This window comes from Chitinophaga filiformis (assembly GCF_900102545.1).
Lineage (GTDB): Bacteria > Bacteroidota > Bacteroidia > Chitinophagales > Chitinophagaceae > Chitinophaga > Chitinophaga filiformis.
Genome location: NZ_FNBN01000005.1, coordinates 360,364 through 375,605, shown reverse-complemented (window position 1 = coordinate 375,605; position 15,242 = coordinate 360,364). Strand labels below are relative to the sequence as shown.

The following is a 15,242-nucleotide window of genomic DNA, read 5'->3' as shown; positions in this document are numbered from 1 at the left end:
ACACATTGTACAAGGAACAACCGGCGGAGGTCTGCGACTGCATAACAGCTAACATATGAATCATCAGCACACAACCTCGTTAGGCGAAGTTCATCAGAGTGTAGATACTACTGTTCCCAGCACGAGCCGCTGGCGTAAACTACTGGCATTTTTTGGTCCTGCATATCTCGTCAGCGTAGGATACATGGACCCCGGCAACTGGGCTACTGACCTCGCGGGCGGCAGCCAATATGGTTATACACTGCTGTGGGTGCTCTTAATGAGTAACCTCATGGCCCTGCTGCTGCAATCGCTGAGTGCCCGTCTCGGTATCGTACGCGGCAGAGATCTGGCACAGGCTAACCGCGAAACCTATCCCCCCGGCGTTAATTTCATTCTATACATACTGGCGGAAATAGCCATTGCAGCCACAGACCTGGCAGAAGTGCTGGGTATGGCCATTGGTATACAACTGCTGACAGGACTGCCCCTGCAATGGGGCGTAAGCATCACCGTGCTGGATACCTTCCTGCTGCTGATATTACAGCGCTATGGCATCCGAAAGATGGAAGCCTTTATCATTGCCCTGGTGGCTATTGTAGGCATCTCCTTCCTTGCAGAGCTGGTGATGGCCAAACCTGTGATGGGTGAAGTGGTAACAGGTTTTGTACCCACCATTCCCGATAATGCCGCTTTATATATTGCAATCGGAATCATAGGAGCGACTGTGATGCCGCACAACCTTTATCTACATTCAGCACTGGTACAGACCCGCAAGATCCAGCGGGATGAAAAAGGTATCCGGCTGGCACTGAAACTCAACTTTATAGACAGTGCTGTAGCGTTGAACCTGGCCTTCCTGGTGAATGCAGCCATCCTGATACTGGCGGCAGCGGTATTCTTCAAAACCGGTCGTACAGACATTGCCGAGATACAGGATGCACACCGGCTGCTGGAAGGACTGCTGGGCAATAAATGGGCCCCTGCCCTCTTTGCTATCGCACTAATTGCAGCCGGACAAAGCTCCACCGTTACAGGTACACTGGCAGGGCAGATCGTCATGGAAGGGTACCTGCGACTACGTATCAATCCCTGGTTGCGCCGCCTGCTTACACGACTGCTGGCCATCATTCCGGCCCTGTTTGTGATACTGATTGCCGGTCCGGAGAAAGTAGGCGAACTACTCGTATTCAGCCAGGTGCTGTTAAGTTTACAACTGGGCTTTGCCATCATTCCCCTCATACATTTCGTGAGCGATAAAAAGACCATGGGTAGTTATGCGGTAGGTCCGCTGGTAAAAGTCATCAGCTGGATCATCACTGGTGTACTGGTTTATCTCAATACCCGCATGGTGTATACAGAAGCGGCAAAGTATATCAGCAACAATGGTAACATCTGGGTGGATATACTGATCATCGCAGCTGGACTGGGCTTCCTGGCACTGATCGTTATTACGGTAGCATATCCGCTTATCAGTCGTTATCAGCAGAAAGCATCTGCACGTATTCATACTACGCCCGATTTCTCACTGGGAGATATTCAGCCACCGGTATACAACCGCATTGCGCTGGCACTGGACTTCAGCAGAGATGATGAAAGGATCATCTCCAATGCATTGGCTCATGGGAATCCGATGACGGAATACCTGCTCATACATGTTGTTGAAAGCGCCTCTGCGAGATACCTTGGCGGAGAGTCTGACGACTTTGAAACGAGGAAAGACAAAGAGCAGATGCAGGCGTACATCTCCTTACTACATGCAAAAAATATCAGGGCGAAAGGATTGTTGGGTTACCGGCATCGTGCGGAAGAAATTGTAAGGATCGTGAAAGAAGAGAGAGCTGATTTCCTGGTGCTGGGCGGCCATGGACATACCGGTATCAAAGACTGGATCTATGGAGAAACGACCAACCAGGTAAGACATAAAGTACGAATACCAGTATTGGTAGTACAATAAAAAAAGAAAGGGAAAGATGATAACATCTCTCCCTTTTCTTCTGAAAAAAGCAATATATCTTATAATCCCAGCGCTGCTTTGAGCCTTGGATATCCTGTCTTGCTTACCGGTACTTTAGCGCCGGTCTTTAAAATGGCCAGGTGGTTTTCCTTCTCATAAGGTTCGATACGCGTCACCTGGTTAATGTTCAGCATATAGGAACGATGCACACGCGCAAACTGTTGCGGGTCCAGTGAATTCTCGAAGAACTGCATGGTTTTGTTCTTCAGGAAAGTTCCTTCCGGCGTCACTATTTTTACATAATCATCCGCCGCTTCCAGGTAGTGAATATCCTGTATGGGAATGATCTTGATCTTACCACTGATCTTCACCACTACCCTATTGCTCTGCAGCGGCGATGTAGCTGCTGTTTCCAGCACAGCTGCGGTTTGTTGCAGTTCATCGGCTGCACGGCGGTCCAGCCATTTCTGTACTGCCTTATCAAAACGTTCTTTCGAAAACGGCTTCAGCAGATAGTCTACAGCATTCACTTCGAAGGCACGGATAGCATGTTCTTCAAACGCAGTAGTGAATATAACGGCAGGCAGTTCTTCCACCAGTTCCAGCATTTCAAAGCCAGTGATTTTAGGCATCTGTACGTCAAGGAAGATAATGTCCGGCTGTTGTTGTTGTATAGCTTTTAATCCCTCAAATCCATCTCCGCATTCCTGCATCAGTTGTACCTGTGGAAAGGACTGCAGGTATTCTTTTACGATCTCACGCGCCAGGGGCTCATCATCAATTATTACTGCTTTTATCATATAGTTGCGGCACTTTAATCAGGGTAGTAAAAATATTTCCGTTTGCTTTTGCGTCCAGCAGGTCTCTTCTGCCAAATAACAGATAGAGCCGCCGTTCGATAGATGAGAGCCCGAAGCCTGTACCTCTGTGTGTTTGCAGTTCAGGATCAAAAGGGTTCTGCACCTGTATATAGAGCATGTCATCTGTCTGCCATGCGGTAATTGCAATAGTAATAGACTCTGTTGTATCGTACAATCCGTATTTGATGGCATTTTCCACAACAGGCTGCAGCAGCATCGGAGGAAGCATCAAACGTGTTGTATCATCATCCGCAGTAATTTCCGTAGATAAACGGTGACCAAAACGCACTTTTTCAATATCAAGATATAACTGCAGATACTGTAATTCTTCCGGCAGAAAGATCCATTGCTGGTCTTCCCGTTTGAGTGTGCCCCGCAGAAAATCGCTCAGCTTCAGTACCATTTCCCTTGCCTGCTGCGGGCGTAAAGCGATCAGCGCATTGATAGAGTTCAGACTGTTGAACAGGAAGTGCGGTTGCAGCTGCTGTCTTAGTTTATACAACTCTGCTTCTCTTGCCAGTCGCTCTGTTGCTTCTTTACGCGCCAGTTCTTCCCGCTGGTCTTCCATACTGTACCACATCACGTTTTTAAAACCCAGCGCGGTGATTACCAGCCAGCCTATTATAAAACGTACGGGGAGTGCAACGATCAGCCAGTGCTGATAATAGCTTGCCGATTCAAAAATGTGAAACAGGGTACAATAACTAAAGGTTTCCCATACGATTGTAAGTCCTGTACAATAGGCCAGCATGAAAACGTACTTTCCTTTTGCCGGCCGGTAGTGCGACATACTGAAACAAACAGCTACACCTGTTAGTGCCAGCATCACATTGTGCACCACGCTGTCTGTCCATGCTATACTGTCACTGATGTTGAACCAGCATATCAACAGATAGGCATGCAGGATGGTAAACACGTAGGTGGTACCTATTAAAGCCCATCTGAAAGATTTGTTTGCCAGTAGTGGATTTGCCAAAGAGTCCGAATAAAAATGAATAATGAATTAAGCGTGCATGTTCAGCAGTTGCTGTCCTTTCAGGTGATTCGCCTTTACCTGCAACCAGGAAATATATGCCTTGGCATCTCCAGGTTCTTCGATACGTGAATAGAGTTCCATACCATCCCCCAGATTATCCAATACATTCACTTCCGGTACGCTGATAAAGCGCCATTCTACCAGTTCCTGTCTTTGATTCCTGAAGGCATATTGTTCATGAACTCCTATCTCGCTTGCACGTTTCCAGGCTTCATCACGGCTGTTTGCACTGATCAGTCGTAATTGTTCATCAAACTGTGGGTTATGATCTCCATTTCCAGTGATGATCTGGTAAACGATCTTTGCTACAAACCATTGCATAAAATATACTATTAGAGGATGAAATAAGTTAATCAGATATAGTTTTTAATTTCAATTCCGCCAAAGACGCATAAGCCTTTGATCACAAAAATCTTGTCGGAACTGTTGGTGAGCATTTCCACCGGGCGTTTGTCTTCCACACCACCCATGATAGTCTGCACTTCCAGGCGTACATCCCAGTTAGCCGGAACAATCAGTTCTATCCCACCGAAGATGCAGGTAGCATCAAATTCAATACGGTCCTGGAAGTCGGCCTGTATCATGTTAAAGTCAGCGCCTCCGAAGATGGCCACGGCTTTTCCGCCTTTGAATTGTTTGGATACGACTACCCTGTTTTCGCCACTGAAAATAACGGAGGAGTTAACGTAATCTTCTCCCGTAGTATTAGGAGGTAATATTCGCCTGTCCTTTATGGTGGATTCCTGTCTTTTCCCGAAGATCAGCGCCAGTCCAACCACCATGAATACAGCCGGCCATATAAAACGGGTGATATCATATGAAAGCGCGATATATTCTTTTACAAAGAAAATAGAACCTACGAGTATCATGATCAGGCCTCCCCAGTTCTTGAAATGACTGATCACCAGCACAAGACAACCTACAACGATCAGTAATGTCTGCCAGGAAAAGAGCCAGGCAGGAACATCGAGATCAAGGCTCCTTATGAAGAGGAAAATACCGATCAGTAAAAAGATGATGCCTTTGCCGGCTTTATAGCCTGCATTTCTCTCTCCTCTTCTCAGCGCCCTTTCAGCTCTCCTTTCTGCCCGTCTGTCCTCTTTCGTATATTCTTGGTTATCCATATGATGTTTAACATTTACGGTACAAACTTAGGAAGAGCATGTGGGTTATGAAAGCCTATTTAGGCTACAGGTTGCTCATTCCCGGTAAACGGCATGAAAAAGGCGGTAAAAATGATCATTGCAGGATGGCCTCCATTATACCGGCTAATTTACCGGCCCAAATGGCCATTTCTTTGCCGGAATAATGTAGTCCGTCGCTGGCTACCAGGCCAGGGTCTCCGGCAGCTTCCCGGCTATCGGGGGTAATATCGAGGTAATGCACCCGGAATTTCTTTGCAACAGCCTTGTTGGCGGCGTTAAAAGCGTCTATTTCATCACCTATCTGCTGTCTGTCGCGGCCTTCGGCAAAGGGCACCACACCCCAGTCGGGGATGGACAGGACTATCACCCTATCGGAATGGCCTCCGGCAAACTGGATGGCCTGTTTCAGCAGCCGGGTGAATTCTGTCTTATATTCTGCCACACTGCGGCCACGGTATTGATTGTTCACCCCTATCAGCAGTGTTACGACACTGAAGGTATCGGTAATAGCCGCTTCATTGACAGCAGTTTCCAGTTCATCGGTAGTCCAGCCTGTTTTAGCGATAATGCGGGGAGCGGCGATGTGAATACCTTTTGCAGCCAGCAGCCTGGCTGTTTGTACAGGAAAACGGTGCTCTTCCGGCACGCTTTCTCCGATTGTATAGCTATCTCCCAGCGCCAGATAGGTAAAATTGCTGACAGTAGTGTCCTGGGCGGTTTGATTACCCGGTATCATAGGGATCTCTTCTTTTTTTGTAGCTAAAAATAAGAAAAAGACCATAGAACATATATAGTGGCCCATAAGATGTGTGGATTCCGTACCTTTGCGCTCGATTAATTAATTACGAAACTCGTAAAGAAACTGTTTTATGCCGGCAGAAAAAATATCAATGACCAATGGCCAGTTACAGGTGCCTAATCATCCCATTATTCCTTTCATTGAAGGTGACGGAATAGGACCTGATATCTGGCGGGCGAGTGTGCGTGTATTTGACGCAGCTGTTGAAAAAGCCTATGGTGGAAAAAGAAAGATAGAATGGAAAGAAGTGCTGGCGGGAGAGAAAGCCTTTCAGCAGACAGGCGAATGGCTGCCAAAAGCAACACTGGATGCATTTAAAGAGTACCTGGTATCCATCAAAGGACCATTGTCTACACCGGTAGGTGGCGGTATCCGCTCCCTGAACGTAGCAATGCGCCAGGAACTGGACCTCTATGCATGTGTACGCCCTGTACGTTGGTTTGACAAAGTGCCTTCTCCGGTAAAACATCCTGAAAAGGTAGACATGGTGATCTTCCGCGAGAATACTGAAGATATCTATGCCGGTATAGAATATATGTACGGAACGCCGGAAGCTGAAAAGCTCCTGAACTTCCTGCAGAACGAAATGGGTGTGAAGAAGATCCGCTTCCCGGAAACCTCTTCCCTGGGCATCAAGCCAGTATCTAAAGATGGTACTGAAAGGCTGGTACGCGCTGCCCTGAAATATGCACTGGAAAAGAAACTGCCTTCTGTAACCCTGGTACACAAGGGGAATATCATGAAATTCACCGAAGGCGGCTTTAAGAACTGGGGTTATGAACTGGCTGTACGTGAGTTCGGCGACCAGGTGTATACCTGGGAACAGTGGGAAGCTACCAAAAAGGCCAGCGGTGAAGACGAGGCCAACAAAGAACTGAATGTTGCTATCGCACATAAAAAACTGATCGTGAAAGACGTTATCGCGGATAACTTCCTTCAGCAGATCCTCCTGGCGCCACAGGACTACTCCGTAGTAGCTACCCTGAACCTGAACGGCGATTACATCTCCGATGCACTCGCTGCTGCAGTGGGCGGTATCGGTATCGCTCCGGGCGCCAATATCAACTACCTGACCGGTCACGCTGTATTTGAAGCTACCCACGGTACTGCACCACGCTTCGCCAATACAGATACTATGAACCCTAGCTCCGTTATCCTCAGCGGCGTAATGATGCTGGAATATATGGGCTGGAAAGAAGCTGCAGACATCATCACACACGGCCTCAGCACGGCGATTGCACGTAAACGTGTGACGATAGACTTCTATAAGCTGATGGACGATGCTACCCTGGTAAAAACCAGTGAATTTGCAGATGAAGTGATCAAGCACCTGTAATACTGCGGGTATACAAGATATCTGGTTCCGCTTTTCTAAGTGTTGGTTAGACAGTAATAATTCATTTTTTTGTCAAAGAATTGTTGCAATGCCAGCCTGTGAAAAGCGGAACTTGTAAATTATACCCGGTTATCGTATATTTCACGATTATCACATGAACACTCGTATCTAATTAAAAATCAAAGTCGAAATGGCAGAAAAAATCAAAGTCGCCAACCCGGTGGTTGAACTGGATGGAGATGAGATGACGCGGATCATCTGGAAATTCATTAAAGATAAACTGATCCTTCCTTACCTGGATGTTGATATCAAATACTTTGACCTCGGCATGGAACATCGTGATGCTACCAATGACCAGGTGACCATTGATGCTGCTAATGCTATCAAGGAAGTAGGTGTTGGTATCAAATGCGCTACCATCACTCCTGATGAAGAGCGTGTGAAGGAATTCAAGCTGAAACAGATGTGGAAGTCTCCAAACGGAACTATCCGTAACATCCTCGATGGTACTGTATTCCGTGAGCCAATCGTAACCCAGAACGTTCCACGCCTGGTGCCTAACTGGACTGCTCCTATCTGTATCGGCCGTCACGCGTTTGGCGACCAGTACCGCGCTACTGACTTCGTAACTAAAGGTAAAGGTAAACTGACCATCAAGTTCGAAGGCGAGAACGGTGAAGTGATCGAGCACGAAGTATTCAACTTCAAAGGCGACGGCGTTGCCCTGGCTATGTACAACACTGACGAGTCTATCAAAGGCTTTGCACGTGCTTGTTTCAACCAGGCGCTGATCAAAAAATGGCCGCTGTACCTGAGCACCAAGAACACCATCCTGAAGAAATACGATGGCCGTTTCAAAGACATTTTCGAAGAGATCTACCAGAACGAATTCAAGGCTGAATTCCAGAAGAATGGCCTGACCTATGAGCACCGCCTGATCGATGACATGGTGGCCAGCGCACTGAAATGGAACGGTAACTTCGTATGGGCTTGTAAGAACTACGATGGCGACGTTCAGTCTGACACTGTTGCACAGGGCTTCGGTTCACTGGGTCTGATGACTTCTACCCTGGTTACTCCTGATGGTACTGTAATGGAAGCTGAAGCTGCTCACGGTACTGTAACCCGTCACTATCGCGATCACCAGGCTGGTAAACCAACTTCTACCAACCCTATTGCGTCTATCTTCGCATGGACCCGTGGTCTGGAATTCCGTGGCCGCCTGGATAAAAACCAGCAGCTGATCGATTTCTGTCATGCACTGGAAGCTGTTTGCGTTGAAACAGTAGAAAGCGGTAAAATGACGAAAGACCTGGCTGTATGTATTCACGGTAACAAGGTTGAGCACGGAAAGCATTATCTGTATACTGAAGAATTCCTTCAGGAACTGGATAACGCACTGAAGGCGAAACTGAAGAAATAAGCCACGTACGTTATACTGATATAGGAAAGCGGTTGTATCAATTGATACAACCGCTTGTTGTTTACGCTCCTCCGCTTTCTTTCATGCTGAGTAGCTTCGGTTTCAGTATGTGGTCGTTGGCGCCTCTCCTCTCTGGAATGCTCTTGGCGCTTTTCACGCTAAGTAGCTTCGGTTTCAGTATGGGATGGCGGTCAGCGCCTCTCCTCTCTGGAATGCTATTAAGCGTTGTCAAGCGAATAGAGATTTGAATAAGGATTGGGCAGCATCGGTCGTGTCGCCGGAGAGCCGAAGGCCCGCCATTCCCATCTGAAACCGCCTGCTACTTTCGCTGTCGCTCTTAATGGTTAGACGGCTGGCTTTTCAGATGTTTTATGTTTTATCTATTATCTCTATCTATTTTAATTGCTTATAAGCTTCTATCTATTTCTCCAATTGAAAATCCAGTTAGGATATTCAACCGACAGCTTGCTTACTTCGTCAAGCTTTTGCAGTTCTTCTGCTGTGAACTGAACATCTATAGATTGCAGGTTGTCATCCAGCTGGGATAACTTGTTTGCCCCTATTATTACACTGGTTACAGCGGGTTGGTGTAGCAGCCAGGCCAGTGAGAGCTGGGCGACAGTAGTACCTTTCTCCGCAGCCATGGCGTGCAACACATCCAGGATATTAAAGGCACGTTCTGTATTTACGGGGATGAAGGAATACTGCTTATAGCGGCCCGCTTCAGTTGCCTCACCGTTCCTTTTGTACTTACCACTCAATAAGCCCGCGCACAAAGGGCTCCATACCATCAAACCAACATTCTGATCTGTCAGTGCAGGGATTATTTCACGTTCCAGTTCGCGGGTAGCAATGGAATAGTGGGACTGCATGGAGATATATGGCTGGAGCTTATATTTCTCCGCACAAGCCAGTGCCTTCATCAGATGCCAGGCGCCGTTGTTGCTGGCGCCGATGTAACGCACCTTTCCGCTGGTCACCAGATCGTCAAAAGCCCTTAATGTTTCTTCCAATGGTACTACAGGATCATAGGCATGTGCCTGATAAAGGTCGATGTAGTCAGTATTCAGGCGCTTTAAGCTGGCTTCCACCTGCTGCATGATATGCTTACGTGACAATCCCCTGTCATTGACGCCAGGCCCCATAGCAGCGCAAACCTTGGTGGCAATTACCAGGTCATCCCTCTTTAAGCCCAGGTTCCGGATAGCCTGTCCGGTCAGCTCTTCCGACATTCCTTCAGAGTATATGTTGGCGGTATCTATAAAGTTGATACCCACGTCTACTGCGCGTTTGAACAATTCATCCACGGCAGTTTGTCCCAGTGTGCCTACTACCTGGTATATCCCCTTTCCTCCAAATGTCATGGTGCCAAGGCATAAGGTGGATACTGTCAGTCCTGTATTTCCTAATACTTTATACTTCATGCGATCTGTTTAATGTTTACCACATAATGTTTACCACATAATGTTTACCACATAATGTTTATCGCGCAAAGGTATTGGGGCTCAACAGGGGAAAAGAGCCGTGATCAAAGAAGAAAGTACGAAAATCAAATAAGTTGTAATGGAAGGGCCACTATGAATGGCGATTCATTTCCTGAATGTAAGCGGGGTTATGCTGGTATTCTTTTTAAAGAAGTTGTTGAAGTGGTTTGGATATTCAAAGCCAAGACAATAAGCAATATCCGCTATGGTCCAATCAGTATGTTTCAGCAGGGCCTTTGCTTCATACAGCAGCCTGTCTGTGATATGCGTGGTAGTAGATTTACCGGTGATCTCCTTTACCGCAAAGTTCAGGTGATTTACATGTACGGAAAGCGCCGCTGCATAGTCGCCCGCCCTTCTGAGTACCAGCGTACGCTGTGGAGATTCAATGGGGAACTGCCTTTCCAGTAGTTCAATGAACAGGGAGGCAATCCTTTCACTGGCATTCTTATGCCTGGCGGCATTCATTGCGGGCTGCATCTTCATTGCCTCATGAATAATGAGGTTGATATAACTGCCGATCATATCGTATTTGTGAACATAATCTGCATTCATCTCAGCGATCATTTTGTCGAATAGATGACGGAAGGTAACCAGTTGTACTTCATCCGGATAAAACACATTATCCCCTCCTACCCTGAACAAGGGAGATTCCTGCAGGCTTTCCTGCCTGTCTTTGGTCCTGAAAAATTCTTCCGTGAAAACACACCAGTACCCGCAACGGTTGTCGTCTTCCGTCTCAAAGGAATAAGGCACTAAAGGATTAGAGAATACGATGGCTGGTCTGTGTTTTTCTATTTCAATAGTCTTGTCGGCAAAATGCAGTCTGCTGTTACCAATAATGATCCAGATCTTGAAATAATCGCGCCGGTGATAAGGCAGAGAAACGGGAACACTCGTCGCTTCGTAGTATGCTGCATTAAAATCGGGCGGTGTATTATTATAAAAAACAGGTATTCCTGCTTTTACCCTTTCTGCTACGGTGAGATTGCCAGACATATAGCGAAGGTACGAAAATCAAATAAGTACTTACATCCCCATTAGCTTCCGCAGCACTTTGTCTTCCCCATAAATATCCTCATGAAATACAATACTTCCCTCCCTTCCTTCTGCGGTAAAGTACCGCACGTAAATAGGCACTGAACGCTGGATATCGATCTGCTTCTTTTGCCCGTTCTCCAGCCACATACGCATGCTGTCGCGCGGATGGCGGCTATCTCCCCTGGTAAGATACATGGCCAGGCTATCCCATTGCTGTACCCGCACGCAGCCATGGCTAAGCGCCCTGTAAGCGTTTGAGAAAAGACCCCTGTTGTTTGTATCGTGGAGATATACCGAGTATTTGTTCATAAAGTTGAACTTCATGATACCCAGCGAGTTTTCCAGTCCGTCCATCTGGCGGAGTACGTAAGGGAAATAATTCTTACTCATGCGGCTCCAGTTCACGCTGTCAGGATTGATGGCATTTCCGTCCCGATCAATGATCTCCAGGCTTTTTTTAGCCAGGTAGGCCCTGTCTTTCTTGATAGCAGGCAGCATTTCTTTGATAGTGATGCTGAAAGGCACCCGCCAGTAGGGATACATGATGAAATTGGTCATGCGGGAATTGAGCAGTGGCGTACGTGTACGCGGTGCTCCCACGATGATCTTCGATGTCAGTGCTACTGAACCGCTATCCCATAGTTCCATCCGGTAACCGGGAACATTCACCATGATGTAGCGATCAGGAAGGGTATCAGGCAGTTTACGCCAGCGGTCCATATTCACGGCCACCTGTGCACTCCAGTCGCGGAAGGTCTTATTCAGCGCCTGAATCGTCTTTTTACCGGCCTGGCCATCTTCATACATATTGAATTCTTTCTGAAAAGCACGGATGCCTTTCTTCAGGAGAGCCGTATCAGCGCTATGGCCGCCGGAAGTATCCAGGTGAGCGCTTTGTACCAGGCGATTGATCAGCTGTTGCCGGAAAGCCGGTGTATCAGTATATGAAACGGGCAGGGAGTCCCATTTCATCTCACTATATCTTCCCTTAAAATTGATCCAGGCCGATTTCAGCTGCTCGTATCCCCTTTGCTGCGGCTCCTGGCTTCGCAAGGTGGCACCAACAATATGCTGGTGTAAAGCGGAGGTCAGGTAATTAGCCAGCAGGGTATCTGAATACACGGAATCCCTGCGTAAGGTGATACTATCCCTCGGAGCGATCCCAAAGTGCAGATGAGAGGCCATCTTCATAAAAGCGTCTGTCATCAGTACATCTACCTGAGCCCAGAGTGCAGCATCTTTCCTGGCAGCATCGTCTTCTTTGAGGCGTTTCATCGCCTGAGTCAGCGCCACATTGTGATAGACGGCCGGATTCAGCCCCGATTCATCAGCATGAGACACATAAAAGAACAGGGAATCCGCCTGGGGATCCAGTACACCTTCAGATGACCATACGGGATTGTTGCTGGTCTGCTGGTAGAAATATGTCAGTGCCCCGCTGCGCAATGCAGGTACACTATCTTCCATGACATCTTCATTGTCCACTATATATTCGAGACGTTCCGCTATGTTTTCGGGAATCACTTCACTTAACTGCCTTACATCCTTTACTATTTCTTTTTCCCGGAGCACCCGCTTTCTGTGGCAGGCAAACAATGAAAACAATACAAGCGCAATAGTTAAATTGTCCCTTAGAAACCTATACTTCATTGGCGATTAAAACAATGGGTTAAAGATAGGCATTTGCTATTTGCTATATACAAATTTTGAAAAATATATTGTTTAGCGTTAGGACTGCCAACAAATAAAAGGGTGTATCGAAAATACGATACACCCTTTTCAGGCCTCCTTACAGAGACCTCAGGAAGAGCAACAATTTACTAATAGATTGGAATAGTTATTTACAACAATTCTTCTTCACAAACAGTGACTGGATAAACCTGAGTACTGTCATCAATGCCTGCTTCATTTTCTTTTTGTTGAAATATTAAAAATATTGTGCTCGAACCGTAATGTAAAGGTATTAAATACATTGCGAGTCATGTCACCAAATAATTGTGTTCTGTAAGAAAAATCCAAACGGGTAACACTATTAAAGATAAACTGGATAGCCGGGGCGATATCCAGGTATTGGCTTCTGCTCAGTGCGTCTGTATTTGCCTTACCCAGCAATTCCACATAAAGGTTCAGATTAGTCTGCTCATAACTACGGTAGGTCCGGGGTAAGAGCAAATAACCAGCTGATAAACTGTAGTTTACAGCGTTGCCGGGCATATCATCCGGGCGATTGTCTTTGGTATTGTTCATGAACCTGTTGTAACCCAACGTTGCAGAAAGTGCCAGCTTATGCAGCAGCTGGGTAGCTATTAACCCGCCTGCCACACCTGAAGCGCCGCCTTCCAGGTCCAGTTCCTGGTTAATATAGGGCTTACGGTTATGCTCCCGCATCGCTGGTACAAAAGGATTATTGATAACAGCTCCCTTCACATAGGTGGCCATACGGAAATGCGAATGCACATCGTCTTTCGACAGGAAGCGGTATTTGGCGTAGATGCTGGCGCCCTCCCATTCAATGGAAGGCTGCATCTGGTTAGAAGCCAGTCCTGCCACATGTACCATCAGCTTTTTAGAGATTCCCCACATCAGTTCCGGTTCTATACGCATTCCCGTTACTCCTTCAGATTCCATTTTAAAGAAGCGATTGGTGACCCGCAAACCGAGGGAGTTAGCCGGCATATTACTGGCAGGTTCTGTAGAGACATATAACTCCTGTGCATGTAACCACACAGGCATGAGGAAGATGATAAAGAATACTGTTCTTTTCATTTACAAATATTACTGGAGGTCAGCTCCGGTGAATCAGATGATAACATGGTAAATACGCGCCGGAGCAGTTTGTCCGCCACTCTTACAGCAACCCGCCATCATACCTGTCTGGTAGCAGGGCATAGTAGTCTGTGTGCCGTACTTCTTAAACTGTTTGGCAGATACAAAGTCCTTATCAATGACTGTCAGTTGCTGATCACCTGATAATACCTGCTGTTTCGCATTAATGAAATGAAAAGTGGCCCCCGCATACTGGATATGTGCATCCTTTTCTACCGCTACTTTATCAAATGAAGCGGTTAGCACCAGTTTGGCTATAGAGAAACCGGCATCTTCCACTTTAGCCTTGATCTGGTCTATGTTCACCGCTGCGCCGGGTTTGAAAGACAAGAGGAAAGTGGTGTTGTTCAGGTCTGTGTCTATTTTATCTACAAAAGGGAGTGTCTTCAATGCTTCCATAGTAGCTCTTGAACACATGGCACAGGTTAAGCCCGAGGCTTGTAAAGAAGCTTTTGTGATCTGTGCGGAAGAAGTGAAATGCAGGCCTATGGCCAGAAATATAATTGCGATGAATGATTTCATGATCTGATAATTTGTACTTAGTAATGAATAGATGTATTGCTACGCGCCTGTAGCGTTCAGCTTTGATGATTCATTAAGTGTACAATCAGATCAGATAAGTGCAGTATTGTATATATAGGGGAATAGGCCCGCATTCAGGCGGACCATGATTGTTAACGGCAGTGCGATGGGTAACGGTTAACGCAGGCACAGGTACAATGATCACCGGCAGGCTGAGTGCCTTGACGGATGGCTCACTGCTTTGCTGTACTTTGGCAACTTCATGAGAAGAGACGTCTGCCTTGCAATATTTGTATTCATCTTTGCAGCACTTTCCCTTCTTCCCGGGTTTGCTGCACATATTACAAATATCGTCGGCATGAGATTTAAAATCCACTGATGCCAGCTTACCCATACAGTAATGCGCGTTCACCGTGAACCCACTGGTGAGCGTGACATACAGGAAAGCTAGTAATATGGTTATAAATCTCTTCATGATAACGGAGGCAAATTTAGCAATTTACTGCCAGATTTGCTTAAACTCCTGCGTTCTCTTCGATTTTGTCTGCCAGACCCAGTAATAATGACATGCTGGCTGCTTTAGTAGCTTCGGCCCGGACATGGCCGTCTCCATCATTTTCAAAAACTACATCCTGCCCATTTACGTTGACGAGATAGCGGGGTGAATGACCGTTCAAAGGTTTAACCATATACCTGTCTGTGTTGATAACTACTGTAAACGCCTTCATGTTAAAATGCTTTATACAAACTTAAACAAAGAGCACGCCAGAAGGTTGCAGTGTGACGATGACTGCGACCCTGAAACAGTAGTAAAACGGTTTACTTAGTACAGAC

General features: G+C 46.7%; 15 protein-coding genes. 3 read left to right on the top strand and 12 right to left on the bottom strand.

Features of this window, described 5'->3' with window-relative positions; translation table 11 throughout:
* Positions 1-55: 55 nt before the first annotated feature.
* Complete coding sequence (locus tag BLR32_RS21670) at positions 56-1,936, top strand: Nramp family divalent metal transporter (RefSeq protein ID WP_089834942.1); 1,881 nt, start codon at positions 56-58, stop codon at positions 1,934-1,936.
* A 59-nt stretch (positions 1,937-1,995) separates the two neighbouring features.
* Here the strand turns inward: BLR32_RS21670 and BLR32_RS21665 are convergent, their stop codons facing one another.
* From BLR32_RS21665 to BLR32_RS21645, 5 genes are all read right to left on the bottom strand, one after another.
* Positions 1,996-2,736, bottom strand: a complete 741-nt coding sequence (locus BLR32_RS21665; RefSeq protein ID WP_089834941.1) for a LytR/AlgR family response regulator transcription factor — start codon at positions 2,734-2,736, stop codon at positions 1,996-1,998.
* Positions 2,714-3,772, bottom strand: coding sequence for a sensor histidine kinase (locus tag BLR32_RS21660; protein ID WP_089834940.1), 1,059 nt, complete (start codon positions 3,770-3,772; stop codon positions 2,714-2,716). The genes BLR32_RS21665 and BLR32_RS21660 overlap by 23 nt, the downstream gene beginning before the upstream one ends.
* A gap of 27 nt (positions 3,773-3,799) precedes the next feature.
* The gene (locus BLR32_RS21655; protein WP_089834939.1) at positions 3,800-4,153 is read right to left on the bottom strand and encodes a DUF4288 domain-containing protein; all 354 of its coding nucleotides are present in this window, start codon (positions 4,151-4,153) and stop codon (positions 3,800-3,802) included.
* A gap of 32 nt (positions 4,154-4,185) precedes the next feature.
* Positions 4,186-4,956: a LiaF transmembrane domain-containing protein gene (locus BLR32_RS21650; protein WP_089834938.1), complete on the bottom strand. Its 771-nt coding sequence runs from the start codon at positions 4,954-4,956 to the stop codon at positions 4,186-4,188.
* Positions 4,957-5,071: 115 nt separating this feature from the next.
* A complete protein-coding gene (locus BLR32_RS21645; RefSeq protein ID WP_245705491.1) occupies positions 5,072-5,758 on the bottom strand; it encodes an SGNH/GDSL hydrolase family protein in 687 nt (228 codons plus the stop codon).
* An 88-nt stretch (positions 5,759-5,846) separates the two neighbouring features.
* Here BLR32_RS21645 and icd point away from each other — a divergent pair, with 88 nt between their 5' ends.
* Positions 5,847-7,112: an NADP-dependent isocitrate dehydrogenase gene (icd, locus tag BLR32_RS21640; protein ID WP_089834936.1), complete on the top strand. Its 1,266-nt coding sequence runs from the start codon at positions 5,847-5,849 to the stop codon at positions 7,110-7,112.
* A 190-nt stretch (positions 7,113-7,302) separates the two neighbouring features.
* Positions 7,303-8,535 carry an NADP-dependent isocitrate dehydrogenase gene (locus tag BLR32_RS21635; protein ID WP_089834935.1) on the top strand — a complete coding sequence of 411 codons (1,233 nt, stop codon included), beginning with the start codon at positions 7,303-7,305 and terminating at the stop codon, positions 8,533-8,535.
* Positions 8,536-8,951: 416 nt separating this feature from the next.
* Here the strand turns inward: BLR32_RS21635 and BLR32_RS21630 are convergent, their stop codons facing one another.
* The 7 genes from BLR32_RS21630 to BLR32_RS21600 all read right to left on the bottom strand — a co-directional run bounded on the left by BLR32_RS21630 (position 8,952) and on the right by BLR32_RS21600 (position 15,136).
* Positions 8,952-9,959, bottom strand: a complete 1,008-nt coding sequence (locus BLR32_RS21630) for an aldo/keto reductase (protein WP_089834934.1) — start codon at positions 9,957-9,959, stop codon at positions 8,952-8,954.
* Positions 9,960-10,124: 165 nt separating this feature from the next.
* Complete coding sequence (locus tag BLR32_RS21625) at positions 10,125-11,018, bottom strand: AraC family transcriptional regulator (RefSeq protein WP_245705490.1); 894 nt, start codon at positions 11,016-11,018, stop codon at positions 10,125-10,127.
* A 30-nt stretch (positions 11,019-11,048) separates the two neighbouring features.
* On the bottom strand, positions 11,049-12,710 hold the full coding sequence (locus BLR32_RS21620; RefSeq protein ID WP_089834933.1) for a L,D-transpeptidase family protein: 1,662 nt from the start codon (positions 12,708-12,710) through the stop codon (positions 11,049-11,051).
* 255 nt (positions 12,711-12,965) lie between these two features.
* On the bottom strand, positions 12,966-13,826 hold the full coding sequence (locus tag BLR32_RS21615) for a transporter (RefSeq protein ID WP_089834932.1): 861 nt from the start codon (positions 13,824-13,826) through the stop codon (positions 12,966-12,968).
* A 33-nt stretch (positions 13,827-13,859) separates the two neighbouring features.
* Positions 13,860-14,408 carry a heavy-metal-associated domain-containing protein gene (locus BLR32_RS21610; protein ID WP_089834931.1) on the bottom strand — a complete coding sequence of 183 codons (549 nt, stop codon included), beginning with the start codon at positions 14,406-14,408 and terminating at the stop codon, positions 13,860-13,862.
* An 85-nt stretch (positions 14,409-14,493) separates the two neighbouring features.
* Positions 14,494-14,883 (bottom strand): HYC_CC_PP family protein, encoded by a 390-nt coding sequence (locus BLR32_RS21605; protein WP_089834930.1) that lies wholly within the window; start codon positions 14,881-14,883, stop codon positions 14,494-14,496.
* A gap of 40 nt (positions 14,884-14,923) precedes the next feature.
* Positions 14,924-15,136 carry a hypothetical protein gene (locus BLR32_RS21600; RefSeq protein WP_089834929.1) on the bottom strand — a complete coding sequence of 71 codons (213 nt, stop codon included), beginning with the start codon at positions 15,134-15,136 and terminating at the stop codon, positions 14,924-14,926.
* Positions 15,137-15,242: the final 106 nt, after the last annotated feature.

Coding starts and splice junctions, on each gene's coding strand:
- BLR32_RS21670 (WP_089834942.1), top strand. CDS start 56: ATGAATCATCAGCACACAACCTCGTTAGGCGAAGTTCATCAGAGTGTA.
- BLR32_RS21665 (WP_089834941.1), bottom strand. CDS start 2,736: ATGATAAAAGCAGTAATAATTGATGATGAGCCCCTGGCGCGTGAGATC.
- BLR32_RS21655 (WP_089834939.1), bottom strand. CDS start 4,153: ATGCAATGGTTTGTAGCAAAGATCGTTTACCAGATCATCACTGGAAAT.
- BLR32_RS21650 (WP_089834938.1), bottom strand. CDS start 4,956: ATGGATAACCAAGAATATACGAAAGAGGACAGACGGGCAGAAAGGAGA.
- BLR32_RS21645 (WP_245705491.1), bottom strand. CDS start 5,758: ATGGTCTTTTTCTTATTTTTAGCTACAAAAAAAGAAGAGATCCCTATG.
- icd (WP_089834936.1), top strand. CDS start 5,847: ATGCCGGCAGAAAAAATATCAATGACCAATGGCCAGTTACAGGTGCCT.
- BLR32_RS21635 (WP_089834935.1), top strand. CDS start 7,303: ATGGCAGAAAAAATCAAAGTCGCCAACCCGGTGGTTGAACTGGATGGA.
- BLR32_RS21630 (WP_089834934.1), bottom strand. CDS start 9,959: ATGAAGTATAAAGTATTAGGAAATACAGGACTGACAGTATCCACCTTA.
- BLR32_RS21625 (WP_245705490.1), bottom strand. CDS start 11,018: ATGTCTGGCAATCTCACCGTAGCAGAAAGGGTAAAAGCAGGAATACCT.
- BLR32_RS21620 (WP_089834933.1), bottom strand. CDS start 12,710: ATGAAGTATAGGTTTCTAAGGGACAATTTAACTATTGCGCTTGTATTG.
- BLR32_RS21615 (WP_089834932.1), bottom strand. CDS start 13,826: ATGAAAAGAACAGTATTCTTTATCATCTTCCTCATGCCTGTGTGGTTA.
- BLR32_RS21610 (WP_089834931.1), bottom strand. CDS start 14,408: ATGAAATCATTCATCGCAATTATATTTCTGGCCATAGGCCTGCATTTC.
- BLR32_RS21605 (WP_089834930.1), bottom strand. CDS start 14,883: ATGAAGAGATTTATAACCATATTACTAGCTTTCCTGTATGTCACGCTC.
- BLR32_RS21600 (WP_089834929.1), bottom strand. CDS start 15,136: ATGAAGGCGTTTACAGTAGTTATCAACACAGACAGGTATATGGTTAAA.